This is a genomic window from Herbaspirillum huttiense, assembly GCF_047300815.1.
In the GTDB taxonomy this organism is placed as follows: Bacteria; Pseudomonadota; Gammaproteobacteria; order Burkholderiales; family Burkholderiaceae_D; genus Herbaspirillum; species Herbaspirillum huttiense_A.
On sequence record NZ_CP178608.1, the window covers coordinates 3,955,793 to 3,980,172 of the forward strand.

The 24,380-nt window shown below is 60.6% G+C and carries 21 protein-coding genes, 1 tRNA gene and 1 pseudogene; 12 read left to right on the plus strand and 11 right to left on the minus strand.

What is annotated here, in order from left to right:
• Positions 1 to 2 precede the first annotated feature (2 nt).
• From ACLRDN_RS18115 to ACLRDN_RS18155, 9 genes and pseudogenes are all read left to right on the plus strand, one after another.
• Positions 3 to 1,223, plus strand: coding sequence for an ABC transporter ATP-binding protein (locus tag ACLRDN_RS18115; RefSeq protein WP_413457415.1), 1,221 nt, complete (start codon positions 3 to 5; stop codon positions 1,221 to 1,223).
• Positions 1,159 to 2,040, plus strand: a complete 882-nt coding sequence (locus ACLRDN_RS18120; protein WP_413457416.1) for an AraC family transcriptional regulator — start codon at positions 1,159 to 1,161, stop codon at positions 2,038 to 2,040. Before ACLRDN_RS18115 ends, ACLRDN_RS18120 begins: the two co-directional genes overlap by 65 nt.
• Positions 2,041 to 2,072: 32 nt before the next feature.
• Positions 2,073 to 3,554, plus strand: coding sequence for a xylulokinase (gene xylB, locus ACLRDN_RS18125; protein ID WP_413457417.1), 1,482 nt, complete (start codon positions 2,073 to 2,075; stop codon positions 3,552 to 3,554).
• Positions 3,555 to 3,732: 178 nt separating this feature from the next.
• On the plus strand, positions 3,733 to 3,891 hold the full coding sequence (locus ACLRDN_RS18130; protein ID WP_413457418.1) for a hypothetical protein: 159 nt from the start codon (positions 3,733 to 3,735) through the stop codon (positions 3,889 to 3,891).
• Positions 3,888 to 6,389: a T6SS effector BTH_I2691 family protein gene (locus ACLRDN_RS18135; RefSeq protein ID WP_413457419.1), complete on the plus strand. Its 2,502-nt coding sequence runs from the start codon at positions 3,888 to 3,890 to the stop codon at positions 6,387 to 6,389. The genes ACLRDN_RS18130 and ACLRDN_RS18135 overlap by 4 nt, the downstream gene beginning before the upstream one ends.
• 3 nt (positions 6,390 to 6,392) lie before the next feature.
• Complete coding sequence (locus ACLRDN_RS18140) at positions 6,393 to 7,436, plus strand: DUF6708 domain-containing protein (protein ID WP_413457420.1); 1,044 nt, start codon at positions 6,393 to 6,395, stop codon at positions 7,434 to 7,436.
• Positions 7,430 to 8,071: pseudogene (locus ACLRDN_RS18145) on the plus strand (DUF6708 domain-containing protein); the annotation flags it as partial. The gene ACLRDN_RS18140 and the pseudogene ACLRDN_RS18145, both read left to right, overlap by 7 nt.
• A gap of 204 nt (positions 8,072 to 8,275) precedes the next feature.
• A complete protein-coding gene (locus ACLRDN_RS18150; RefSeq protein ID WP_413460413.1) occupies positions 8,276 to 9,355 on the plus strand; it encodes a DUF6708 domain-containing protein in 1,080 nt (359 codons plus the stop codon).
• 9 nt (positions 9,356 to 9,364) lie between these two features.
• Positions 9,365 to 9,628, plus strand: a complete 264-nt coding sequence (locus ACLRDN_RS18155) for a PAAR domain-containing protein (protein WP_034340905.1) — start codon at positions 9,365 to 9,367, stop codon at positions 9,626 to 9,628.
• Between the two features lie 31 nt (positions 9,629 to 9,659).
• On the opposite strand, the gene ACLRDN_RS18160 is transcribed toward ACLRDN_RS18155, so the two are convergent.
• The 7 genes from ACLRDN_RS18160 to ACLRDN_RS18190 all read right to left on the minus strand — a co-directional run bounded on the left by ACLRDN_RS18160 (position 9,660) and on the right by ACLRDN_RS18190 (position 14,424).
• Positions 9,660 to 11,069 carry a DUF2130 domain-containing protein gene (locus ACLRDN_RS18160; protein WP_413457421.1) on the minus strand — a complete coding sequence of 470 codons (1,410 nt, stop codon included), beginning with the start codon at positions 11,067 to 11,069 and terminating at the stop codon, positions 9,660 to 9,662.
• A 163-nt stretch (positions 11,070 to 11,232) separates the two neighbouring features.
• Positions 11,233 to 11,553 (minus strand): type II toxin-antitoxin system PemK/MazF family toxin, encoded by a 321-nt coding sequence (locus tag ACLRDN_RS18165; protein WP_413457422.1) that lies wholly within the window; start codon positions 11,551 to 11,553, stop codon positions 11,233 to 11,235.
• Complete coding sequence (locus tag ACLRDN_RS18170; RefSeq protein WP_413457423.1) at positions 11,547 to 11,801, minus strand: AbrB/MazE/SpoVT family DNA-binding domain-containing protein; 255 nt, start codon at positions 11,799 to 11,801, stop codon at positions 11,547 to 11,549. The genes ACLRDN_RS18165 and ACLRDN_RS18170 overlap by 7 nt, the downstream gene beginning before the upstream one ends.
• Positions 11,802 to 12,086: 285 nt before the next feature.
• Positions 12,087 to 12,161, minus strand: a tRNA-Val gene (locus ACLRDN_RS18175).
• Positions 12,162 to 12,309: 148 nt separating this feature from the next.
• The gene (gene dnaQ, locus ACLRDN_RS18180) at positions 12,310 to 13,044 is read right to left on the minus strand and encodes a DNA polymerase III subunit epsilon (protein ID WP_039784504.1); all 735 of its coding nucleotides are present in this window, start codon (positions 13,042 to 13,044) and stop codon (positions 12,310 to 12,312) included.
• A gap of 62 nt (positions 13,045 to 13,106) precedes the next feature.
• Positions 13,107 to 13,541: a ribonuclease HI gene (gene rnhA, locus ACLRDN_RS18185; RefSeq protein ID WP_034340887.1), complete on the minus strand. Its 435-nt coding sequence runs from the start codon at positions 13,539 to 13,541 to the stop codon at positions 13,107 to 13,109.
• A gap of 88 nt (positions 13,542 to 13,629) precedes the next feature.
• Entirely contained in the window at positions 13,630 to 14,424 is a 795-nt protein-coding gene (locus ACLRDN_RS18190; protein ID WP_413457424.1) for a class I SAM-dependent methyltransferase, read from the minus strand.
• A gap of 62 nt (positions 14,425 to 14,486) precedes the next feature.
• Here ACLRDN_RS18190 and gloB point away from each other — a divergent pair, with 62 nt between their 5' ends.
• Positions 14,487 to 15,281, plus strand: coding sequence for a hydroxyacylglutathione hydrolase (gene gloB / locus ACLRDN_RS18195; RefSeq protein ID WP_413457425.1), 795 nt, complete (start codon positions 14,487 to 14,489; stop codon positions 15,279 to 15,281).
• A gap of 340 nt (positions 15,282 to 15,621) precedes the next feature.
• Positions 15,622 to 17,151 (plus strand): transglycosylase SLT domain-containing protein, encoded by a 1,530-nt coding sequence (locus tag ACLRDN_RS18200; protein WP_413457426.1) that lies wholly within the window; start codon positions 15,622 to 15,624, stop codon positions 17,149 to 17,151.
• Between the two features lie 151 nt (positions 17,152 to 17,302).
• Here ACLRDN_RS18200 and ACLRDN_RS18205 read toward each other — a convergent pair whose 3' ends face one another.
• From ACLRDN_RS18205 to ACLRDN_RS18220, 4 genes are all read right to left on the minus strand, one after another.
• The gene (locus tag ACLRDN_RS18205; RefSeq protein WP_413457427.1) at positions 17,303 to 18,892 is read right to left on the minus strand and encodes an ABC transporter ATP-binding protein; all 1,590 of its coding nucleotides are present in this window, start codon (positions 18,890 to 18,892) and stop codon (positions 17,303 to 17,305) included.
• Entirely contained in the window at positions 18,889 to 19,944 is a 1,056-nt protein-coding gene (locus ACLRDN_RS18210) for an ABC transporter permease (protein WP_413457428.1), read from the minus strand. Before ACLRDN_RS18210 ends, ACLRDN_RS18205 begins: the two co-directional genes overlap by 4 nt.
• Positions 19,941 to 21,011 (minus strand): microcin C ABC transporter permease YejB, encoded by a 1,071-nt coding sequence (locus tag ACLRDN_RS18215; RefSeq protein WP_413457429.1) that lies wholly within the window; start codon positions 21,009 to 21,011, stop codon positions 19,941 to 19,943. Before ACLRDN_RS18215 ends, ACLRDN_RS18210 begins: the two co-directional genes overlap by 4 nt.
• A gap of 70 nt (positions 21,012 to 21,081) precedes the next feature.
• Positions 21,082 to 22,908, minus strand: a complete 1,827-nt coding sequence (locus ACLRDN_RS18220; RefSeq protein ID WP_413457430.1) for an extracellular solute-binding protein — start codon at positions 22,906 to 22,908, stop codon at positions 21,082 to 21,084.
• A 371-nt stretch (positions 22,909 to 23,279) separates the two neighbouring features.
• On the opposite strand from ACLRDN_RS18220, the gene fabI reads away from it, so the two are divergent.
• The gene (gene fabI / locus ACLRDN_RS18225; RefSeq protein WP_413457431.1) at positions 23,280 to 24,062 is read left to right on the plus strand and encodes an enoyl-ACP reductase FabI; all 783 of its coding nucleotides are present in this window, start codon (positions 23,280 to 23,282) and stop codon (positions 24,060 to 24,062) included.
• Positions 24,063 to 24,380 lie beyond the last annotated feature (318 nt).

Consider the following 24,380-nt stretch of genomic DNA (forward strand, 5'->3'; position numbering starts at 1 on the left):
CCATGGCCGACATCCGCTGCCAGGGCTTGTCCAAGCATTACGCCGGTGGCCCGCCGGTATTGCATCCGCTGGATCTGGCCATCGGTGATGGCGAATTCGTGGTCCTGCTCGGTCCCTCGGGCTGCGGCAAATCGACCATGCTGCGCATGATCGCCGGACTCGAAGAGATCAGCGGCGGCACCCTCTCCATCGGCGGCAAGGTGGTCAACGCGCTGCCTGCGCGGGATCGCAACGTGGCCATGGTGTTCCAGAACTACGCGCTCTATCCGCACATGAACGTGTATGACAATATCGCCTTCGGCCTGCGCCGCCTGAAGCGCCCGGCCGCCGAGATCGACCGCCGCGTGCGCGACGTGGCGGCCATGTTGAATCTGGATGCCCTGCTAGACCGCAAGCCGCGCGCCATGTCCGGTGGCCAGCAGCAGCGCGCGGCGATTGCCCGCGCCATCATCAAGACGCCGTCGGTGTTCCTGTTCGATGAGCCGCTTTCCAACCTCGATGCCAAGCTGCGCGCGCAACTGCGCGGCGACATCAAGCGCCTGCACCAGCGCCTGCGCACCACCACCGTCTACGTCACCCACGACCAACTCGAAGCCATGACGCTGGCTGACCGCGTCATCCTCATGCAGGGCGGGCAGATCGTGCAGGCGGGTTCGCCGGCCGAGCTCTACCGTTATCCGCGCACGCTCTTTGCGGCGGGATTCATCGGTACGCCCGCCATGAACTTCCTCGATGGCGTGGTCGAACGTGATGGCGCAACGCTGTCCGTGCGCTGCGAAGACCAGCGCTGGGTCCTGCAGGATGAAAGGTTTTCACGCCTGGCAACGGGAATGGCGGTAAAGTTGGCGGTGCGTCCTGACTATGTCCGCATGGCCGGTGAGCAGGACGCCGCCCACAGCCTGACCTGCACGGTCGATGTGGAACTGGTGGAGATCCTGGGGGCCGATGCCCTCCTCACCACCCGCTGGGGCGCACAGACGCTGACCGCCCTGGTGAGCGCGCAGCACCTGCCGCAGGCGGGACAGCGCCTGCACCTGGCCTTCGATCAGCACGCGTTGCACGTGTTCGATGTACACAGCGGAGAGAACCTGTCGCTGCCGCCCGCCGCCTTTGCGGCCGGAGGACAAGACGACGGCCCGCATGGCAAGGAGACAAAGCATGAGTCCGGATCTGGAGCTGGTCCATACCCGCCAGGACGAATCGTTCAGGGCGTGGGTGCATGACTACCCGCACACGGTGGCCAAATGGCATTTTCATCCTGAATACGAAGTCCACGTCATCACCGCTTCCAGCGGCAAGTTTTTCGTGGGCGACTTCATCGGCGACTTCGGTCCCGGCAACCTGGTGCTGACCGGACCCAACCTGCCGCACAACTGGGTCAGCAACCTGGGCGCGGGCGAACATGTGGGCGCGCGCGACCTGGTGCTGCAGTTCTCGCGGCCTTTCGCTGACCGCATGCTGGGGGCCATCCCGGAGCTCTCGCCCTTGCAGGATCTGCTGGAGGGCGCAGCGCGTGGATTGCAGTTTCCCGATGCGCTGGGCAGGTCGATCGTTCCGCTGATGCAGGACCTGGCACAGGCCAGTGGCGCGCGCCGTGTGGTGCTGATGATGAGCGTGCTGGAACAGCTGGCCTCCTGCCGCGAACGCAAGCCCCTGGCCGGACCGGGCTACGACCTGGATGCCCAGCGGCACATGTCGTCCACCATCAACCAGGTGCTTTCCTGCATCCGCCAGAACCTGGGCGGCAACCTGCGCGAGAGCGATGTGGCCGAACTGGCGGGCATGAGCGTGAGCAGCTTTACGCGCTTCTTCAAGCGGCATACGGGCTGCACCTTCATCCAGTACCAGAACGGATTGCGCCTGAACGAAGCCTGCGAGTTGCTGATGTGCACCGAACTGAGCGTGACCGAGGTGTGCTACCGGGTCGGGTTCAACAATCTTTCCAATTTCAATCGCCAGTTCCTGGCTCACAAGGGCATGCCGCCCTCGCGCTTCCGCGCGCTGCACCGGCTCAACGATGAAGTCCGGGCGGTGGCGTAGCGCCTCTCCACTTGCACGCAAAGGAAAATGATTTGAGCTATCTCGGCATCGACCTCGGCACTTCCGAAGTCAAGCTCGTCCTCACCGACGACGACTCCCACGTCATCGCCACCAGCAGCGCCCGCCTGCGGGTGGACAACCCGCATCCGCTGTGGTCCGAGCAGGCGCCGCAGGCCTGGTGGAACGCCACGCTCGACGCCATCGCCGCGTTGCGTGCCGAGGCCCCGCAAGCCTTCCAGGCCCTGCGCGGCATCGGCATTTCCGGCCAGATGCATGGCGCGACCCTGCTGGATCGCAACGGCAATGTATTGCGCCCGGCCATCCTGTGGAACGATATGCGCGCCCATGCGGAATGCGTCGAGCTGGAAGCACTGGTGCCGGATGCGCCCGCCATCACCGGCAATCGCGCCATGCCGGGCTTCACGGCACCCAAGCTGCTGTGGCTGTCGAAATACGAACCGGCGGTGTACCGCGCCATCGACAAGGTCTTGCTGCCCAAGGACTACCTGGGCTGGAAGCTGACGGGAGAATTCGTCTCCGAGATGTCGGACGCGGCTGGCACGCTGTGGCTGGACGTGGCGCAGCGCGACTGGTCCGACCGCATGCTGGCGGCCACCGGGCTGGATCGCAGCCACATGCCGCGCCTGGTCGAAGGCAGTGACGTGGCCGGCCAGTTGCGTGAGGAGTTGCGGCGCGAATGGGGCATCAGCGGCCCGGTGGTGGTGGCCGGCGGTGCCGGGGACAATGCGGCCAGCGCGGTGGGCATCGGCGTGATCCAGGCGGGTGATGCTTTCCTGTCGCTGGGCAGCTCGGGTGTCTTGTTTGCCGCCACGGCGCGGCATGCGCCCAATCCACAACAGGGCGTGCATGCGTTCTGCCACTGCCTGCCGGGGCAATGGCATCAGATGAGCGTGATCCTGTCGGCTGCGGCCAGCCTGCATTGGCTCTCGGGTGTGACGGCGCGGCCGGTGGCGGAGCTGGTGGCGGGGGCGGAGCGATTGACGGCGACGCAGCAGGCACAGGCACCGCTGTTCCTGCCGTATCTGAATGGCGAACGCACGCCGCACAATGATGCGACGGCCAAGGGCGTGCTGTTCGGCATGACGCCCGCGCATGAGACTGCGGATCTGGCCTATGCGGTGATGGAAGGCGTGGCCTTTGCGATGGCCGATGGCTATGCGGCCCTGCAGGCTGCGGGCACTATGCTGGAGAATGCGGCTTTTGTGGGCGGCGGGTCGCGCAGTGCATTCTGGGGGGAGCTGTGTGCTACCGCCCTGGGGATTCCTCTGCGACGGCATGCGGGGGCGGAAGTGGGCGCGGCGCTGGGGGCGGCGAGGCTGGGGAGGTTGGCGCGGACGGGGGAGGACGCGGCCAGCGTGTGCGTCCCACCCGAGGTACTGGAATGGTATCGCCCTGATGCTGCAAGGCAGGCACAACTGCAGCGCAGGCTGGCACAATATCGTCGCCTCTATCGTAGTCTCGCAGACGAATTCATCGCGTTCTCGCAGTCCTGAAATCGACGGGCCACCGGCGTCCGGCCTGCTCCTCACGCAAAAAAATACACGGCATTTATCGAAGCAATTCAACAGACTTCAAGCAAGCCATCGTGCAACATCTGCGCTTCCCGATTCGGCTTGCTGAAGTCTTCCCTGCCTTCTTCGGGACATCCATTTTTCCCGCAGAAGGACACGCATGCATTCCCGCACCACCAGCTGGGACAGCCTGACCCGGCAGCGCCAGCATCACCGCATCCTGCAACTTCACTTCGTCAATGACGATGCCCCCGACGACACCCAGCAGAGGGAAGCAGCATCCGATCGGGCGCGTGCTCCCATGGGAGCGGCACAATGAACGGATGCAATTTTTGCGATAAGAAAGGCTTGCTGATCTATCCGGTCCGCTATGCCGTGGCCAGTCCTTATGGCGCGGCAGGCGTACCGGGGCTGTCCGGCAATTTCAAGATCGAGGGCGCACCGCAGTCCGCCGGTGCGGCGAAATACAGCTTGCGGGCGCTGCGCCCTGGCTATCTCTATACCTATGACGAGAAGCGCGGACGGCTCAAGGCTTATGTGGTCATGCCGACCGGGCATCTCTGGAACTATCCGCTGGAGTACAACGCGCCGCATCCGGCGAAGATCCGTTTTGCGTGCATTGATCCAGGCGAGCTGGTGCGGGCGTATTGCGTCGATATCATCCATACGGCGGCCGATCCGGCCGGCAATTTCTGGATTGGCTGGTCCAATGTGCAGTGGACCAAGGCCTTGCTCAAGAAGGTCAGTGACGCGGGCTGGCGCAAGAAGCACATGCGGTGCATCGATATCCCGGCGATGCTGGCCGGCAGTGCGGTCCATACTGGAGAGTTCAACGCGAATGCGGACAAGGTGGCGCATTTCGTGGCGGACGAAGCCGCCATGAAAAAAGCCTACGCCTTCAGCAATACGCCCATTGAATCCGAGACACGCAAGCTCGCCACGGCCGTACGTTTCAGGGCGATCTTGGCGGAGCATGGGCCGCATCACAAGGGCTACATTGCCGCACTCAATGATCCTGTGGGAATGACCAACGATTTGAGTGAATTGACGGTACCGGATCTACAGGCCGGGTTCGATGAGAAGCTGCACCAACGCAAGATGATTGCTGACCTGCTCGCGCTGACCGAGCATCACGTTCGCCAGGAGGCCCGCCAGGAAGTGGTCTTCAGCGATGCGGTTGCTGAAGCCTCGGCGCATCATCCGGATGGCGATATCTACAACGGCTTGAAGACCTTGGGTGCCATGTTCAAGCTGGGCGGGGTAGACCGTCATGAGAAGAAACTCCAGGAACAGCGCAAAAAATATGGCGAGGACCTGGCCGGACGCCAGCAGGCAGCGGCTGATGATGCCTGGCATGAATTGACCCATGACAACGGAAAACCGACGCTGGACGAAGCTGCGCTGAAAGCCTTTCCGCCGATCTATGATGCTGCGCTCAAGCAATTTGAACCGCAACTTTTGCAATTGCTGATGGCCCATGTCGGATGGCTCAAGAGCGAGCAATTGGCGAACTGGATGGAAGGCGTTCATGACGATGCCGATATCCGCAGTGGCTATGCCTACAGCGAGTCGATATCGCAATGCATTGGCAAGGCCGCCTGCTCCAAGCCTTGTATTGACCAGCTCATGCGCTGGATCTCCAGTGACAACCTCAAGGACACGCGCAACTTGTACGGCCGCGCCTTGTTGCTCAACCAGGCTGACATCATCGCGGCCACAGAAGTACAGCTCAAGGGCAGCGATATCCAGATTGAGAACATCCTCAACATCTACAAGGGCGCCGTTGAGAGATTACACAACGCCGGCCACGGGGAACAATTGATTGACCGCCTGGCGCTGACGACAGGCAACGTCATTGCCAAGGCCATCAGCGAGAGTGGCAGCTTGCTGGCAAAGGGGCTGGCGCAGATTCATCTTCAATTGATGGCAGGCGTTGCCATCAAGGTCAGCAACATGAGCAGCGCCGATGTAGCCAGATGGGCGATCGCAGAAGCGAAAGAGCAAGGCATCAAGCTGGAGACCAACCGACGGGAAACCAGGGCCGATGCTCGTAGCGAGGCTGGCAGGGCTGTCAAGCGAGCCAAGGTGGAGAAGCATGTCGTCTACGAACTGGATATCGCCAGGCTGGAAAAGGAGGGACGCATTGCGGCGGGGAGCATCAAGGGGATTGGACTTCCGGGTTTTACCATGACGCAGAAATGGCTGGGGTCCGGGGTGCCGCGAGATTTCAGGCTTGGGGTGGTGACCATGATTGTGCAGATGGTGGCGCTGAATTTTGCGATGAAGGATTTGGCGGACAATGATCAGTTCAATCAAGTGGAGACCCGGTTCAAGGCAATGGTAGCGATCATCAGTTTAGGGGCGACCATGGTCGAGATCGCTGCAGTCAGTGTGGAGAAATCTGTGGAGCATCCACTTGGCGTATTTATTCGCAAGCAATGGGCAGCGATCGACCGACATGCTGGCTGGATTGCCGAAGGTGCACGTTTACTTGGTATGGGAGCAGGCATTATGGCTGCGCTTTACGATATTTTCTGTAATGCACCACAAGCATATAGAGATGAAAAAATTCTTCTGATGACGCTATACGGACTTAACGGAATATTTGGATTTGGCATTGCTGTAGCCGCTTATTACTCATTAGTTTCGATATGGTGGCCGCTCTTTCTATTGTCCTTCACCATAAGTTTAGGTATCGCATTTGTGAACAGCAGTGAATTGAAAAACTGGATTTCGCGCTGTGAATTTTCCCTAGGGGAGAAGTTCAACTCGTTCGATGCACAGCTAAAGGCATTTAACCGAGCAGTTGGAATGTGACTCATGGATGAACGCGTTTTTAGCTACAAAGAAGGTAGTCCAATTCCGGCTTGGGATCTGCAACATCGACTCTCGATTCACCAACCGGCAAGTTCTGAGCGCAAGGATACTGGCACTATTTTCAGGATAAATGCCACGTATATGGACGTAACGGACCAACCCTATCGAGATAGGCATTGGCAGGCAGGGGGCGTCCTTGTTTCTTGCATAGCTACTTTTTCCCCTTTATGGCTAGTCGCCTATACGCTATTGCATCCACTGAAAGAGTTCAGTCTAGGTTTAGTGATCGCCGACTTAATCTTCGTTGGAGCTGCCGGCATTTTCGGATATCTAACCTTTAAGTACGGACGAGACGAATTTTTGTCTTTGACTCGTCGGCCTGTCCGCTTCAATCGTAAAGAGAAAAAACTCTACGCCGTCCGTCGTCGCAGATTCCTCCTCAAGCCCGGCCAAGGTGATATCACATGGGAGGTTCCTTGGAACGAGCAGGCCATCTTCTGCATCCACCGCAGCAGGGTCCGCCATAGGAACGTCTACCATATTCGATATTACGAGGTTGATCAGAATGACAAAGTCACCCGTGCCTTCGCGATAGGAAGAACATGGGAAGAGGACGAAAGTCTCGAAGATTTGCTATCCCAATGGAACTATTGGTGCTGGTACATGAATCACGGACCAGCGGATTTACCCAAGCCCCTCCTCTTCTTCAAGGAAAGGGAAAACATGCTGGAGAGCTTCTTGTTCTGCATGTATGGCTTTGGAATGCGCGGAAGCGTAGCTCATCGTATCGCGATGATGCCGTTCATCCTGCTGATGACCAGTCACCGGCTGATGGCACTCTGGACCTGCCGCGATCCGATCTGGCCTGACTCGGTAACCAAGGTCAGCGTCATTGAGCCCGACGATCCTTTCGATCAACCGTCAGGACATACTCCGGTCGGCTGGGCGAAAACGGCACATGCCATTGATCGAAGCGAATATCCCGATGGGGACAAAAGAGAAATGAAAAACTGGAGTGGAGAGAAGAACCCCTCTGTTATATGTTGATCCATCCAGCGAGAGAGTTTGTCTTCAGTTTGGCAATAGTCTGGTTAATACTTCTGGGAAGTTCCGCCGCCTTTGCGTATCTGACTTGGAAGTACGGCAAGGATGAGTTCTTCGCATTGAAACGCCGCCCAATCCGATTCCACCGAAAGGAGAAAAAAATATATGCGATCCGTCATCGCCGATTTTTTTCCAAGCCGGGCCAAGGTGATTTCACATGGGAGATTGCCTGGAACGAGAACGCGATCTTCTGCATCCACAAGCGGATAGTCAACCACGGGCCCAGCTACCATATAAGGCACTACGAAGTAGACCAAGACGGCAACGTCATTCGCGCCTTGGCGATTGGCCGGACGTGGGAGGGGAAACGAAATCTCCAAGGCTTGCTATCGCAATGGAACTATTGGTGCTGGTACATGAATCACGGGCCAGCCGATTTACCCAGGCCGCCGCTCTACTTCAAAGAACACGAAACTGCGCTGGAGAGCTTCCTGTTCTGCCTTTACGACTTCGGCACACGCGCCAGCGTCGCTTATCGTATTTCGGTAATGCCGTTCGTCCTGCTGATGACCAGTCATCGTCTCATGGCATTGTGGACTTGCCGTGACCCCGTCTGGCCACAGGCCATCGAGGCACTCAGCACCATAGAACCTGGCGATCGTTACGATGAACCAAGGGGCGGAACACCAAGAGGCTGGGGAGAAACCGCGCAGGCCATCGAGCGAGGCGAATACCCCTATGACCCGAAGAGCGACATGAAGGTTTGGCGCGGTCAGAAAGATCCGGCCCGGAATGCCTTGCTTTGGGCTGAAGACATTCCTCCCCGGCATCAGGATATTTCCATGGACGAACGCGCGTTCCCCTACAGAGCGGGCAAACCTATCCCTGATTGGGATCTCAAACATCGCTTACCAATCGACAAGCCTGTCAGTTCCGAATGCAAGGATGGAAGCACCATATTCAGAATCAATTCGACCTTTATGGATGTAACAGATCAGCCATTTAGAGATCGGCAACGGCATGCTGGAGGAGTACTGTTAGCAGGTTTATTTTCGGGTGCGCTGATCCTATTCCTGTGCCGGGTTCTAATGAGTCCTCCAGCGGTCATTGGGATCGGTGCAGTTACCTTCTACCTCATTGTGATCGCATCCGTCATCTATTTTGTACACATGGTGTTCAAGTATGGGCGCGACGAATTCTTTTCACTAACCCGCCGGCCCATCCGCTTCAATCGCAAAGAGAAAAAAATCCATGCCATCCGCCGTCGCAGATTCTTCTGCAAGCCCAGCCGAGGTGATGTCACATGGGAAATTCCCTGGAATGAACATGCGATCTTCTGCATCCACCGTGGTGTGGCCCATTGCCGCCATGTCTACCATATTCGGTACTACGAGGTTGATGATCACGGCAACGTCACGCGTGCATTCGCGATAGGTAAGAAATGGGCCGAGGACGAAAGTCTGGAAGACCTCCTGTCTCAATGGAACTACTGGTGCTGGTACATGAATCACGGCCCGGCAGAATTGCCCAAGCCTCTGTTGTTCTTCAAGGAGAAAGAAAACAGGCTGGAGAGCTTTCTGTTCTGCATGTACGGATTCGGCATGCGCGCCAGCGCAGACTATCGCATCTCCATGATGCCGTTCATCCTGTTGATGACCGGTTTGCGCCTGATGGCGCTCTGGACCTGCCGCGAACCTATCTGGCCTGAAGCGGTCGCCAAGGTCAGCATCATCGAATCCGGCGACCCATTCGATCAGCCCTCAGGAGACACGCCAGTGGGTTGGGCGGAAACGGCGCTTGCTCTTGAACGTAACGAGTATCCCGATGGCGACAAAAGAGAAATGAAAAACTGGAACGGCAAAAAAGACCCCGTCGCGAATGCCCGTCTCTGGGCACAAGACATCCCTCCCCGCCTCTACTGAAAGCCTCACATGAAAGACGAACAAGGCCGCGCCGTGATCCGCCTCGGCGACAAAACCTCCCACGGCGGCGAAGTGATCTCCGCCAGCGACACGCTCAAGGCCATGGGCAAAGGCGTCGCGCTCGAAGGCGACATGACGCAATGCCCCCAATGCAAAGGCCAGTTCGCCATCCAGCCCAACGGCGGCGGCAGCACCCGCAAGCACCACGGCAAGCAGGTCGCCTATCACGGCGACACCACAGCCTGCGGCGCCAGCCTGATCGCTTCTTTATGAAGGAGTCAGCCCCTCACGGCATCCGCGCCATTCACTCCCCATCGTCCGACGAATCCTTCTTGACCTCCGCAAACTTCGCTGCCATGGTCGGATTGCCGCGCGTCAGGCGCTTGATGGTCACATCCTGCGCCTTGTCATTGGCCAGCCGCAGGTTGCGGTCGGTGCCGAGCAGGGCTTCCTTGGTCTTCTGCAGGTGGTCGATGGACTTGTCGATCTCGTCGATGGCCGTCTGGAAGCGGCGCGAGGCCAGGTCGTAGTTCTTGGCGAAGGCCGCCTTGAAGGTGTCCAGCTCGGATTCGAAATTGGTGATGTCGATGTTCTGCGCCTTCACCACCGCCAGCTCATTCTTGTATTTCAACGAGTTGAGCGCGGCGTTCCTCAGCAGCGTGATGATGGGAATGAAGAACTGGGGACGCACCACGTACATCTTCGGGTAGCGGTGAAATACATCCACAATCCCGGTGTTGTACAGCTCGCTCTCCGGCTCCAGCAGCGAGACCAGCACGGCGTATTCGCAGCTCTTCTCCTGGCGGTCCTTGTCCAGCTCCTTGAGGAAATCCTCATTGCGGTTCTTGGTCGCGGTGCGATCGCTCTCGTTCTTCATCTCGAACATGATGGAGACGATCTCGGTGCCACCTTCATCCGTATCACGGAAGATGTAGTCGCCCTTGCTGCCGCTGCGCGCATCGTTGTCCTTCTCGAAATACGCACGCGGGAAAGCGGTGGCGCGGATGCGGTTGAACTCCGTCTCGCAGTGCTGTTCCAGGGTCTCGCCGACCATCTTGGTGGAGAGCCGCGCCTTCATGTCGCGCAGGCGCTCGATCATGTCTTCGCGGTCCTTCAGCTGGGTCTCGTATTTGTCCTTCAGTGATTTCTCGGCCAGCTGCTTTTCCAGCTCGGCGTGCATCAGCTTGCTCTTGAGTTCGTCGCGCTGTTTCTCCACCGCGCCGACGGCTTCGTTGACGGCCAGCTTCTGGGTCAGGGCGATGGAATCCATCTTCGCTTTCAGGGCCTGGATCTCGGCATCCTTCTCGCTGGCAGTCTGCTGCAGCTGCTGGGCCAGGCGCGCCTGAGCCAGTTGCTGCTCGGCGAGTTTGTCCTTCCTGGCCTGCTCCAGGTCGTGGGCCAGCTTGTCACGCTCGCGCTCCACGTTGGCCATGGCTTCGGCCACGGCCATCTTCTGCGCCATCTCGCCGGCTTCCAGACGCGCTTTCAATTCCTGGATCTCGGCATCGCGCGCCGCTGCGGCCTTCTGCAACTCGGCTTCCGACTTGGCGCGTGCCAGTTCGATGGCGTTGCGCTTGTCCTGCTCGGCCAGTTCCAGACGCTCATGCAATTGCTGCTCGAAGGCGCTGTCGCGCACTTGCGAGAGGATGTCGGCGTAACCGGCTTCATCGATCTTGAAGGCTTTGCCGCAGTGGGGGCAGATGATGTCGTGCATGGATAGGTAAAATCCTGGTGGGTGAGCGACGGAATTTGGAAAAAAATTTACGGCTAACACCATCCGTGCAATGCAGGGATGGAAAAGGAAATGCGGCGAGGCGGCATCGGCCAGCTTTCATCCGGACGGCGATTCACGATATGGCCACCTCATTGCGCATTGACTACGGTGCGAAGACTTCTTGCAGCGCTTCCAGGGTATGAGCGAGCGTCTTGTCGGTCACGCGGCCGAGTTTCTTGATCAAACGCTCCTTGTCCAGCGTGCGCATCTGATCCAGGACAATCAATCCTTTTTTCTTATCAAACGTGATCGGCACGCGATACGGTGCCGGCTTGCTACCTGTGGTCATGGGAACGACGATCACGGTGCGCAGATAATCATGCATCTCTGCAGGGGAAACAACGACGCATGGCCTGGTTTTGCTGGTTTCACTGCCCAGGGTCGGGTCGAGCGCGGCCAACCAGATTTCTCCGCGCATCACCATACCAAGTCCTTGTCGCCCTCGTTTGGAAATTCTGGCCAGACCAGGCCGTCGTCATCCGCAGCCGCAATTTTCCGGCTCGCTTCAGCCCAGCCTTCTCGCGGCCGTTTTTCCAATTTGCGGATCACGATCTTGTCGTCTTCCACGTCAATATCGATATCCTCGTCAACCAGCATCCCGATCTTGGCCAGGAACGGCTTTGGAATCAGCACGCCTTGCGAGTTGCCCATTTTGCGAATCGATGTCTTCATTTTTTCGCCCTGTTAGTACAATGTTTTTACGCCAGATTATCCGCGTCAATACAATGTTATTACAAGGCTCATGAATTATCCATCATGGAAGCACATCAACGAACCAATTCCCTGATGTTCTCGAACAATCACGGGTTGCTCAAGTTGAGAGAGCGGGAATGCAAGGGACGCGGGATGGGGCGGTAAATTGCGTGAAGTGACCCAGGCCAGGTATCACGCAGAGGAAAACGGAGCGTTTGGGATCTGGAATGCGAAAAGCCCGCACAAGGCGGGCTTTTCTGAATTTGGTGGAAAGTGCAAGGTTTGAACTTGCGACCCCTGCAGTGTGAATGCAGTGCTCTACCACTGAGCTAACCTTCCGTACCTGACTGGCTTTTTGCTGCAGCGCCAATCGAGAAGCGAGATTATGCCAACGTTTTTCGACCTGCGCAAGTGCTTCGTAAATAATTCTTCATTTTTTATCGAAAGCGCTGCCGGGCGACGACAACCGCCTCCCCGCTGCGCCGGTTCACGCCGCCTCTGCGGCCGCTTCCGGCGGCGGCGGTTCAAAGCGCCACACGCAGCTGCCGCGCGCTTCCTTGTCGAGCTGGTTGAGTACGTCTTCGTGCAAACCCAGTTCTTCCTCGCTGGCCGCCACCACAATCACCTCGGCCAGCGGGGCCAGTTCCAGCTTGCCCTCGCCTTCGCTGACTTCTTCCTCGGCACCCAGGTCCATGGTCAGCGAATTCTGGCCGCGCGTCATCGACAGATAGACTTCGGCCAGCAGCTCCGCATCCAGCAGCGCGCCGTGCAGCACGCGATGGGCGTTGGAGATGCCGTAACGGTCGCACAAGGCATCGAGCGAATTGCGGCGACCCGGGTGCAGCTCCTTGGCCATCTGCAGCGAGTCCACCACGTCGGAGACGTGCTCCTTGAACGGCGGCAGACCCAGCAAGGCCAGTTCCGCATCCAGGAAGCCGACGTCGAAAGGCGCGTTGTGGATGATGATCTGGGCACCCCGCACATAGTCCAGGAACTCGGCGGCAATCTGCTTGAAGGTCGGCTTGTCGGCCAGGAATTCGGTGGTCAGGCCGTGGACGGCCAGCGCGCCTTCTTCGGAGTCACGCTCGGGATTGATGTAGAAGTGAAGATTCTTGCCCGACAGCTGGCGGTTGAGCACCTCCACACAGCCGATTTCCAGGATGCGGTTGCCGTTGCGCGGCGAAAGGCCCGTGGTTTCGGTATCGAGGATGATCTGACGCATGCTTGCTCCTGCTGATGTTGTTTGCTGCTAAAACACTGATATGAAAGAAAACGCCGAGGAGGTCAGCCTATGCTGTCCACGCCCCGGTTGGCCAGCTGGTCGGCGCGCTCATTGCCGGCGTGGCCGTTGTGGCCGCGTACCCAGCGCCATTCCACCTGGTGCTGCTGCTGGGCGGCATCGAGCGCCTGCCACAGGTCGGCGTTCTTGACCGGCTCCTTGCTGGAGGTCTTCCAGCCGCGCGCCTTCCAGCCGTGGATCCACTCGCTGATGCCCTTCTGCACGTACTGGCTGTCGGTGTGCACCACCACCTCGCAGGGACGCTTGAGGGCGTTCAGGGCCTGGATCACCGCCATTAGTTCCATGCGGTTGTTGGTGGTATTGGGCTCGCCACCGAAGATTTCCTTCTCCTTGCCCCCGGCCACCAGCAACGCACCCCAGCCGCCACGGCCGGGATTGCCCTTGCAGGCGCCATCGGAATAAATCTCTACTTTGTCCATGCTCTTCACTTCAATCTGGTTGCGTATGCGCATTTGCGCATGACAGGCGGGCCGCGATGATACCTGATCGCGCCAACACGCCCTGGTTTCAATCGGTTTTGTGGATGCGGTTGGTCACCGGCACGCCGCGCGGGGCCTTCAGCTTCTGGCGCTGCAGGGCCGGGCCGATCAGGCGCATGCCGGGCACCCGCTTGATCGCCTGGACGATGTAGACCGCGCCGAAATACGGCCACCAGCGGTCGCCGGCCTTTTCCATGAAACCGAAGCGGTCCAGCCATTGCGCCGTCTCGCAGGGCGGCGCGTAGCAGCCGAAGTGGCCGCGGTTGACTTCCATGTTCAGCAGCTTCAGCCAGTCCTTCAGGCGCGGCAGGCGGATGAATTCGCCATCCTGCGGCAGGAAGTGGGCGCCGGTCAGGCGTCCGGCCACCTGGCGCATGCCCCACAGGCTGCTGGGATTGAAGCCGCAGATGATGACCTGTCCTTCCGGGATCAGCACCCGCTCCACCTCGCGCAGCACCTGGTGCGGCTCGGCGGCGAATTCCAGGACGTGGGGCAGCACCACCAGGTCCAGGCTCTGTGTGGCAAAGGGCAGTTCGCCGAAATCCTGCGTCACCACCTGGGGGATTTCCAGCTCGGATTGTCCTTCCACCGGCATGCGGTTGTCGGCCAGCCAGCGATACGGCATGCGGTTGGCCTGCAGGGCGTGGATCTGGGGCGAACCGATCTGCACCGCGTTGAAGCCGAAGATGTCGGCTGTCAGCGCATTGAGGTGATGCTGCTCCCACTGGCGCAGGTAATCGCCGATGGGCGTCTGCAACCAGGCGGCCAGGTCTATAATTTCCGCGTTGTTCGCAGTCACAGCAGTTTCAGCCTTGTCAGCCATCTCTTCTTTCGCGCCTCATGACCCAGCCAGCCAAGCCAGCTCAAGCAGATCAGAAAACTTCATTGGACGTCCTGGCCGTACCGGCGTTCGACGACAACTACCTGTGGATCATCCATGACGGGCGCCATGCCGCCGTGGTCGACCCCGGCGACGCGGTCCCCGTCCTGGCCGCATTGCAGGCCGAGGGCCTGACGTTGGCCGCTATTCTACTGACTCATCACCATGCTGACCATGTCGGCGGTGTGGTCGAGCTGGCGCGCAGCGCCGTCAGCGACGAGTTCCCGGCCATCCCGGTCTATGGGCCGGCGCGCGAGCAATCCCGCATCAAGGGGATGACGGTCCCGCTGCACGGGAATGACGAAGTGAAGATCCCTTCGCTGGGCCTGTCGCTGCAGGTCATCGACGTGCCCGGCCACACCCTGGGCCACATCGCGTATTACTCGGCGCAACAGGGTTTTGTCTTCTGCGGCGATACCCTCTTCGCCGGTGGCTGTGGCCGCCTCTTCGAGGGTACCCCGGCACAGATGGTGGAATCGCTGGCCAAGCTCTGCAGCCTGCCGGGCGATACCCAAGTGTATTGCGCCCACGAATACACCCTCTCCAACCTCAAGTTCGCCGCCGAGGTCGAGCCCGGCAATGCCGAGCTCAGCGCCCGCCTCCAGCGCGAGCGTGTCAAGCGGGACCAAGGGGAAGCCACCGTGCCGACCAGCATTGCCCTGGAGCGGGCGACCAATCCCTTCCTGCGCGCCAATGAAATAGAAATCCAGGAATCGCTGCAAAAGGCGGGCCGATTGACGGAGTTGAATGAAGTTAGCACCTTTGCAGCCCTGCGTGAATGGAAGAATACCTACAGATAGCGCCAAATTGAGGGCCAGTTAGGCGCAAAAACCAGCGAAATCAAGGACTTGGCTTTGTAACAGGGACCAATTTCTGCTTGACTGGCGAAAAGGGTCTTCCGTACACTCCCTCAATTCCCCAAAATGGGCACCAGCGTTTTTACGAACTTTTACGAAACGCTGTCCACTCTGCACCACGCCGGGGAAACTCGCAGCTTCCGACCTTGCATTACCGTCAACCTGCACGCGCCCGTGATCGGACTGATCCGGACTCCGCCGGCAGGAGGTGTCGAGCTTCATTACAGCTCTGCAACGGAAGCGCCGCACCCAACTTTTGCCTCTGGCACAGGATATCGCCCACATGCAGCGTACTTTGAAACAACTCGCCATTGCCGCCCTGTTCTGCGCTGGTACCCCGCTGCTCTCCCACGCCAACGATATCTCGATCTACCCCGCCCCCTTCAATGCGATCAATCCCGAACTGGCCGGCAATGCCCTGCCGGGGATGAATGACATCGACATCTGGACGCGCATCCGCAAGGGCTTCGGGATTCCTGATCTGGATAACGGCCTGGTGGAGAGCCAGACCCAGTGGTACAGCTCCCGTCCCGACTACATCCAGCGCACCACGGTGCGCGCCTCCCGCTATCTGTTCCACGTGGTCCAGGAACTGGAAAAGCGCGGCATGCCCACCGAACTGGCGCTGCTGCCCTTCATCGAATCGGCCTTCAATCCGGAAGCCCTCTCCACCGCCAAAGCGGCCGGCATGTGGCAGTTCATTCCCTCCACCGGGCGTGACTACAACCTCAAGCAGAACATGTTCACCGACGAGCGCCGCGACGTGCTGGCCTCGACCGATGCTGCCCTGACCTACCTGCAAAAGCTCTACGGCATGTTTGGCGACTGGCAGCTGGCGCTGGCGGCCTACAATTGGGGCGAAGGTTCGGTGCAGCGCGCCGTGAACCGCAATCTCGCGGCCGGCCTGCCGATCGACTTCAATACGCTGTCGGCGCAGATGCCCAACGAGACCCGCAACTACGTGCCCAAGCTGCAGGCGGTCAAGAACATCATCGCCAACCCGGCCGCCTTCGACATCGCCCTGCCCAAGGTGGACAACCAGCCCTACTTCGTCACCATCGGCAAGACCCGCAACATCGACGTGAAGGTCGCCGCGCAACTGGCCGAGCTGTCGCTGGACGAGTTCAAGGCGCTGAACCCGCAATTCAACCGCCCCGTCATCATCGGCGGCGAAGATACCAAGATCCTGCTGCCGGAAAGCAATGCCGAGAAGTTCAAGTCCAACATGTCCAAGTGGACCCAGGCTTTCTCGACCTGGACCGCGCACACCGTCTCCAGCGCCCGCGAGCGCATCGAGACCATCGCCAGCAAGTTCGGCACCACGCCTGAAGTGATCCGCAGCGTCAACCAGATCCCGCCGCGCATGGTCCTGAAGGCCGGCTCGACCATTCTGGTCCCGAAGAATGAAGAGACCGCCGCGCTCGATACCGACCTGACCCCGGAAATCGCCGACAATGCCCGCCTGGCCATCGCCCCGGATGGGCCGGAAACCCGCCGCATCTCTGTGAAGGCCGGCAAGCACGACACCCTGGCCGGCATCGCCAACCGCTACCGCGTGAGCGTGGCGCAGATCAAGGAATGGAATGGCTTGAAGCGTGACACCCTGGCCGCCGGCCAGAGCCTGCAGCTGCAAGTGCCCAATGCCGCCCACGCTGCACCGACCCGCGTAGCCGCCACGCACCACGCGGCCCCGGCACGCCGCCAGGTAGCATCGGCCAAGGCGCCGGTACGCAAGGCTGCGCCGGCACCGGCCCGCAAGGTCGCCGGCAAGCCGCTGACGCTGGCCTCGGGCAACGGCGCCCGCAAGCAATAATCCGGAGGAAACCGGAGGAGACCCGGGCGGCCTGACCGCCCACAACAAGAAGACGCGCCCCAAGCACGGAATAAAAATAACGATTGCAGTCTGCATGGACCCGAAGCCCCGGGGCTGATCCGGACTTTGGGTTTTCTTTTTGCCGGGCCGCTCAGGGTGCGGCTTCGGCGTAGGTGGCTGCGGCCACCAGGCGGCGTGTGTATTCCTGCTGCGGCTGCTTGAGCACCTGTTCGGCCGGACCGCTCTCGACCACCTTGCCATCCTTCATCACGATCACCTGGTGCGCCATGGCCTGCACCACGGCCAGGTCGTGGGTGATGAACAGATAGGCCAGTCCATGCCGGCGCTGCAGGTCGGCCAGCAGTTGCAGCACCTGCTGCTGCACGGTCACGTCCAGCGCCGAGGTTGGCTCGTCCAGCAGCAGCAGCTCCGGCTGCAGCACCAGCGCGCGGGCGATGGCGATGCGCTGGCGCTGGCCGCCGGAGAATTCATGCGGATAGCGATCCAGCACCGCTGCCGTGAGCCCCACTTCTTCAAGTGCGGAGACGATGGCCTCACGTTGCTGCTCCGGCGTCTTCCCGGGATGATGCAAGGCCAGCCCTTCGCCCACGATTTGCTCCACCGTGCGGCGCGGCGAGAGCGAGGCGAAAGGATCCTGGAACACCACCTGCATGCGGGCCCGCAAGGGCCGCAGTTCACGGCTGCTGCGCTCGGAAATCGGCGCCCCCTCAAAACGGATGCTGCCCGCCACGCTGGCCGCCGACAGCCGCAGCAAGGCCATGCCCAGCGTGGACTTGCCGGAGCCGGATTCACCCACGATGCCGATGGTCTCGCCGCGCCGCAATTGCAGGTCGATGCCATCGACTGCATGGAAGGCGCGCTTGGCGAACCAGCCGTGCTTGATGTGATAGGTGCAGCGCACTTTTTCCGCCTGCAGGACCACGGGCGCTTGTGCCGGTACGTCGGCCGCATTGCGTTGCGGACGGCTCTGCAGCAGCTTGCGGGTGTACGGCTGCTGCGGATTGGCGAACAGTTCGGCGACGCTCGCGCTTTCGACCAGCTTGCCCTTTTCCATCACGCCAACGCGGTCGGCGAAGTGGCGGACCAGGTTCAGGTCGTGCGAGATGATGAGCACGGCCATGTTCTCTTCGCGCTGCAACTGGTTCAGTAGCGCCAGAATCTGCACCTGGATGGTCACATCCAGGGCCGTGGTCGGTTCATCGGCGATGAGCAGCTTGGGCTTGCAGGCCAGGGCCATGGCGATCATGGCGCGCTGGCGCTGGCCGCCCGAGAGTTCATGCGGATACGATAGCGCCCGGCGCGCGGGTTCCGGAATGCCGGTCTTTTCCAGCAGCGCGACGGCCCGTGTGGCAGCGTCACGCGCGCTGAGTCCCTCATGCAACATCAACACCTCGGCGATCTGGTTGCCGATGGTGAAGAGCGGGTTCAGGGCCGTCATCGGCTCCTGGAAGATCATTGCCACGTCATTGCCGCGCACCTGCTGCATCTGGCGCTCGTTCTTCTTCAGCACGTCCTGGCCGTCGAGCAGGATGCTGCCTTCGTAGCGCGCATCCTGGTTCAGCTGCATCACCGCCAGCGAGGACACCGTCTTGCCCGAACCGGATTCCCCGACCAGGGCAAATTTCTCGCCGGGCGCAATCGTGAAGCTCACGCGATCCACCACCACGGTGTGGCCGAAGCGCACCGTCAAGTCCTTCACTTCCAACAGCGGGGCGCTCATGCCTTCCTCCGTACGTCCAGGGCGTTGCGCAGGCCGTTGCCGATATTGGTCAGCAGCAGCAGGGTCACGGTCAGCACCACGAAGGTGGCCACCGCGATCCACCAGGCATCCAGGTTGTTCTTGCCCTGGGCCAGCAGCTCACCCAGGCTGGGCGTGGAGGGCGGCCCCCCCAGGCCGAGGAAGTCCAGGCTGGTCAGCGCCAGGATGGCCGCACTCATGCGAAACGGCAGGAAGGTCACTACCGTGGTCATGCTGTTGGGCAGCACGTGACGCCAGATGATGAGGCGATCGGGCAAGCCCATGGCGCGCGCGGCCTGCACGTATTCGAGATTGCGGTTGCGCAGGAAATCGGCGCGCACGTAGTCCGACAGGCTCATCCAGCCGAACAGCGACAGCAGCACCAGCAGCAGCCCCAGGCTGGGCTGGAAGATGGAAGAGAAGATGATGAGCAGGTACAGCTCCGGCATCGAGCCCCAGATCTCCAGCAGGCGCTGGGTGATGAGGTCAGTGCGGCCAGCGAAGTAGCCCTGCACGGCCCCGGCCGCCACGCCCAGCACCACGCCGATGAAGGTCAGCGCCATGCCGAACAGCACCGATACACGGAAGCCGTAGAGCAGGCGCGCAAAGACGTCCCGGCCACGGTCATCGGTGCCCAGCCAGTTTTCCGAGGAAGGGGCAGCCGGGTTGGGCTCCTTGGCGAAATAGTTCAGGGTGTTGTAGCCGTAGCGGTTGAGCGGATAGATGACCCAGTTGCCGTCCTTGCGGAATTGCTGCTCGATGAAGGGATCGAGGTAGTCGGCGGGCGAGTCGAAGTCGCCGCCAAAATGCTTGTCTGAATAATCCTTCAGCATCGGGAACATCAGCTTGCCCTGATAGCTGGCCACCAGCGGCTTGTCGTTGGAGACCAGTTCAGCGCCCAGGCTCACGATGAAGAGAATGGAAAAGAGCACCAGGCTCCAGTAGCCGGTACGGTCGGCACGGAAACGCAGCCAGATGCGGCGGCTGGGCGAAATGGAGCGGGTGGAAGGAGTGGCGGGGGTCGTCATGCTCATTTCGCCAGGCTTTCGAATTGGACGCGCGGATCAGCCCACACGTAGCAAAGATCACCGACCAGCTTGACCACCAGGCCGATGAGGGTAAAGAGATACAGCGTGCCCATCACCACCGGATAGTCGCGCCGGATCGCCGATTCATAGGCCAGCAGGCCCATGCCGTCCAGCGAAAACAACGTCTCGATCAGCAGACTGCCGGCGAAGAAGGAGGCGATGAAAGCCGAGGGGAAACCGGTCACCAGCGGAATCAGGGCATTGCGGAAGACATGCTTGTACAGCACCTTGCGCTCGGAGAGTCCCTTCGCGCGCGCGGTCAGCACGTACTGCTTGCGGATCTCTTCGAGGAAGGTATTGCGGGTAAGCATGGTGATGACGGCAAAGGCACCGATCACCGAGGCCGTGACCGGCAAGGTGATGTGCCAGAGGTAATCGGTGATCCTGCCGGTGAAGGAGAGGCTGGCCCAGTTGTCCGAGGTGAGCCCGCGCAGCGGGAACCACTGTACGAAGCTGCCGCCGGCAAACAGAACCAGCAGGAACACGCCCAGCACGAACCCGGGGATGGAATAGCCGACCAGCACCAGGCCGGTGGTGGCGGTATCGAAACGGCTGCCCTCGCGCACCGCCTTGGCGATGCCCAGCGGCACCGAGATCAGGTAGCTCAGCAGGAAGGTCCACAGCCCGATGCTGATGGAGACCGGCAACTTGGATTTGACCAGGGTCCAGACATCGCCATGGTGATAGAAACTCTTGCCGAGGTCGAAGGTGAGGAAGCCCTTGAGCATGGTCCAGAAACGTTCCACCGGCGGCTTGTCGAAACCGTAGAGCTGCTTGATCTCGGCGATGCGCTGCTCGTCGATGCCCTGCCGTCCGCGATAGGCCGAGGCGCCGCTGGCCGCGCCGGCACCGGAGGCTTCACCGCCGCCGCCGCGCCCTTTCATCTCCAGCATCGCTTGTTCCACCGGGCCGCCCGGCACGAACTGGATCACCGCAAAGGTGATGGCCACCACGCCAAAGAGCGTGGGGATCATCAACAGCACCCGCTTCAAAATGTAGGACCAGATATTCATGCCTGCCACCATCCTCGTTCTTCTCCGGCGCGCGGGGCGCGGGTCTTGGTCTTTTCATTCATCTGTTGTCTCATCGCGCCTTCTCCTCCCACCAGGTGCTGATGACGTAGGGATCGGCCTGGTAATACAGCGGCGCCATTGCCGGAATACCGAAGCGGTTCTGGTAGGCGATGCGGTGCGTGGACGAATACCAGTGCGGCACCACGATGTACTTGTGCAGCAGCACGCGGTCCAGGGCGCGGGCCGCAGCGGTGAGCTTGACCCGCGTATCGGCGGCCACCACCGTCTGCACCAGCTGGTCCACCACCGGGTCCTTCAGGCCCCAGGCATTGTTGGAACCCTTTTCGTCGGCCGCGCGCGAACCGAACATGTCGAACAGTTCGTTGCCGGGGCTGCTGGTATCAGGGAAGCGCACGCTGGTCATGTCGAAATCGAAGTCTTCCATGCGCTTGGCCACCAGCGCGTAGTCGGCGCTGCGCTGGACCACGTCGATCCCCAGCGTGCGCAGGTTGCGCGCAAAGACGCTGATGACGCGCGACATCGAACTCTGGTCATCGAGGATCTCGAAGGACAGTGCCACACCCTGGGCATTGCGCACGGCCCCGTCGCGATAGACCCAGCCGGCCTGGGCCAGCAGTTCGCGCGCCTGGCGCAGGTTGGCGCGCAAGGAGGAAGGCGGATTGGTCGAGGGCGGAACCGGTGCCGGGCCGAAAACGGCTGGATCGACCTTCAGGCCCTTGGCCTGGAGCGACTTGAGCAAGGCCAGTTCATCGCCCTGCGGCTCACCGGTGGCCGCCAGCTGGCTGTTGTTGAAGAAGGAGTAGATGCGCGTGTATTGGCCGTAGAACAGCTGGCGGTTCATCCATTCATAATCCAGCGCCAGCCCGATGGCCTGGCGCACCCGCACATCCTTGAACTGGTCGCGCCGCAGGTTCATCACGAAGCCCTGCATGCCGGCACCGTTGGAATGCTTGAATTCCTTCTTGACGATGCGGCCGTCGCGGAACTGCGGGCCGGTGTAGCTGCGTGCCCAGTTCTTGGCGCTGTATTCCACCACCACGTCGAACTCGCCGGCCTTGAAGGCTTCCAGCCGCGCCAGGTCATCCTTGTAGAAGCGGTAGACGATGCGTTCGAAGTTGAACATGCCGCGCCGGGCCGGGACATCCTTGCCCCAGTAGTCCGGATTGCGCTTGTAGATGATGCTGCGGCCGGTGTCGTAGCTTTCGATCAGGTAGGGACCGGTGCTGATGGGCGGCGTCAGCTGGATCTGGTCGAAGGGCGTGCCCTGGGCCCACTTCTTCGAGAAGACCGGCACGCTGGAGACGATCAGCGGCAGCTCATGGTTGTTGCTGGCGAAGTCGAAGCGCACCGTGGCGGCATCGACTACCACGCAACCCTTTACATCGGCAAAGACCGACTTGTATTGCGGGGCGCCCTTGGCAATGAGGGTGTCGAAGGAATACTTCACATCCTCGGCCGTTACCTTGTCGCCATTGTTGAAACGCGCCTTGGGATTGAGGTGAAAGGTCATCGACATGCGATCTGCAGCCAGCTTCATATCGTCGGCCAGGAGGCCATAGACGGTGGCGACCTCATCGGCGGAGGACACGGCCAGGGTCTCCAGCATCAGCTGGTCCAGCCCGGCGGCGGCTACGCCCTTCATCGACATGGGATTGAATTTGTCGAAACTGGTGCGGCGGTCCGGGTTGGCCAGGTACAGCGTGCCGCGCCGGGGTGCGTCCGGATTGACGTAGTTGAAATGGGTGAAGCCGGGCCCGTATTTGGGCGTGTCATACAAGGAAAAGGCAGGCTCGGCGGCGGCCGGGGTGCCATGGGCCAGGGCGGCGGCCAGCAGGCAGGAGAGGAAAATCTGGGCTGTCTTCAGGGGCGGGACCATGCGGTTGTCTGTCTGCACTCTCGTGGGCGGTGATGTCTCGGGGGCAAGCAAGTCTCGCGCCTGATGGGCTCTGGCCGACTGCCTGCAGCCTGCAGGACGGGATCTGGAAACGATTTCCGTGTCGGGGCATTGTAAAGAGAGCAGCGATTACAGGGAAGCAATTAAAGCAACTTGACAAATGCAGCCGCCCGCGCTTCCTGATGCCCTGCCCGCGCTGCAAAGGTTGCCCCGCCTGCCGCTAGCCCCTACAATCCGGGTCTGTCCCATCCCGGCTGCCGCCCCGCGCGCTGCCGCTATTACTTACCGGCCGCGCCGCGCCTGCTTCTGCCAGCCAGGAGCGCACCGCACGCGGCGGACCCTACGGAGTCAACATGGCATTTCTGCAAGGCAAAAAAATCCTGATCACCGGCTTGCTGTCCAACCGTTCCATCGCCTACGGCATCGCCCAGGCGTGCAAGCGCGAAGGCGCTGAACTGGCCTTCACCTATGTCGGTGAACGCTTCAAGGACCGCATCACCAAGTTCGCCGAAGAATTCGACAGCAAGCTGGTCTTCGACTGCGACGTCGGCAGCGATGAGCAGATCAATGCCCTGTTCGCCGATCTGGGCAAGTCCTGGAGCCAGCTCGACGGCCTGGTGCACGCCATCGGCTTTGCCCCCTCTGAAGCCATTGCCGGCGACTTCCTGGAAGGTTTCTCGCGCGAAGGTTTCAAGATCGCCCATGACATCTCCGCTTACAGCTTCCCGGCCATGGCCAAGGCGGCCATGCCGCTGCTGTCGCCCAACGCCGCCCTGCTGACCCTGACCTACCTGGGTTCGGAGCGCGTGGTGCCCAACTACAACACCATGGGCCTGGCCAAGGCCTCGCTGGAAGCCTCGGTGCGCTACCTGGCTGAATCGCTGGGTCCCAAGGGCGTGCGCGTCAATGGCGTCTCGGCCGGCCCCATCAAGACCCTGGCCGCCAGCGGCATCAAGGGCTTCGGCAAGATCCTGGGCGCCGTGGCCGCGACCGCCCCGCTGCGCCGCAACGTCACCATCGAAGACGTGGGCAATGCCTCGGCCTTCCTGCTCTCCGACCTGGCCTCGGGCATCACCGGCGAAATCACCTACGTGGATGGTGGCTTCTCCCGCGTGGTGGGCGGAATGGCAGAGTAATTGCCGTATCAAGCAAGCGTCCCCCACAATAAAGAGACAGTTTCTCGAAATAGCCTCGTGCTAATTCCGATGTTTTAGGGTATGATTCGCCTTGTGCATTGCAATAACCAATGCACAGGTGAATCGGACGTGAAATCTGTCCTGCAGTGTTTCCAGCCGTATTTGCCCAAGCAGCTTCGCAAGCCTTACCTGTCATTACGACAAGTTCCCAGTAAAAGCCCCCCGCCCCTGGCATCCCTTGATGATGCCGTCCCGGCGCAAAGCTTTTGTGCCGAAATTTCTTTGTATTTTTCATAGTCATTTCGTCGGTTGGCGTTG

Excerpts from the sequence above, each read along its gene's own strand:
- ACLRDN_RS18115 (WP_413457415.1), top strand. The coding sequence starts at position 3 with ATGGCCGACATCCGCTGCCAGGGCTTGTCCAAGCATTACGCCGGTGGC.
- ACLRDN_RS18120 (WP_413457416.1), top strand. The coding sequence starts at position 1,159 with ATGAGTCCGGATCTGGAGCTGGTCCATACCCGCCAGGACGAATCGTTC.
- ACLRDN_RS18130 (WP_413457418.1), top strand. The coding sequence starts at position 3,733 with ATGCATTCCCGCACCACCAGCTGGGACAGCCTGACCCGGCAGCGCCAG.
- ACLRDN_RS18135 (WP_413457419.1), top strand. The coding sequence starts at position 3,888 with ATGAACGGATGCAATTTTTGCGATAAGAAAGGCTTGCTGATCTATCCG.
- ACLRDN_RS18140 (WP_413457420.1), top strand. The coding sequence starts at position 6,393 with ATGGATGAACGCGTTTTTAGCTACAAAGAAGGTAGTCCAATTCCGGCT.
- ACLRDN_RS18150 (WP_413460413.1), top strand. The coding sequence starts at position 8,276 with ATGGACGAACGCGCGTTCCCCTACAGAGCGGGCAAACCTATCCCTGAT.
- ACLRDN_RS18155 (WP_034340905.1), top strand. The coding sequence starts at position 9,365 with ATGAAAGACGAACAAGGCCGCGCCGTGATCCGCCTCGGCGACAAAACC.
- ACLRDN_RS18160 (WP_413457421.1), bottom strand. The coding sequence starts at position 11,069 with ATGCACGACATCATCTGCCCCCACTGCGGCAAAGCCTTCAAGATCGAT.
- ACLRDN_RS18165 (WP_413457422.1), bottom strand. The coding sequence starts at position 11,553 with ATGGTGATGCGCGGAGAAATCTGGTTGGCCGCGCTCGACCCGACCCTG.
- ACLRDN_RS18170 (WP_413457423.1), bottom strand. The coding sequence starts at position 11,801 with ATGAAGACATCGATTCGCAAAATGGGCAACTCGCAAGGCGTGCTGATT.
- dnaQ (WP_039784504.1), bottom strand. The coding sequence starts at position 13,044 with ATGCGTCAGATCATCCTCGATACCGAAACCACGGGCCTTTCGCCGCGC.
- rnhA (WP_034340887.1), bottom strand. The coding sequence starts at position 13,541 with ATGGACAAAGTAGAGATTTATTCCGATGGCGCCTGCAAGGGCAATCCC.
- ACLRDN_RS18190 (WP_413457424.1), bottom strand. The coding sequence starts at position 14,424 with ATGGCTGACAAGGCTGAAACTGCTGTGACTGCGAACAACGCGGAAATT.
- ACLRDN_RS18200 (WP_413457426.1), top strand. The coding sequence starts at position 15,622 with ATGCAGCGTACTTTGAAACAACTCGCCATTGCCGCCCTGTTCTGCGCT.
- ACLRDN_RS18205 (WP_413457427.1), bottom strand. The coding sequence starts at position 18,892 with ATGAGCGCCCCGCTGTTGGAAGTGAAGGACTTGACGGTGCGCTTCGGC.
- ACLRDN_RS18210 (WP_413457428.1), bottom strand. The coding sequence starts at position 19,944 with ATGAGCATGACGACCCCCGCCACTCCTTCCACCCGCTCCATTTCGCCC.
- ACLRDN_RS18215 (WP_413457429.1), bottom strand. The coding sequence starts at position 21,011 with ATGAATATCTGGTCCTACATTTTGAAGCGGGTGCTGTTGATGATCCCC.
- ACLRDN_RS18220 (WP_413457430.1), bottom strand. The coding sequence starts at position 22,908 with ATGGTCCCGCCCCTGAAGACAGCCCAGATTTTCCTCTCCTGCCTGCTG.
- fabI (WP_413457431.1), top strand. The coding sequence starts at position 23,280 with ATGGCATTTCTGCAAGGCAAAAAAATCCTGATCACCGGCTTGCTGTCC.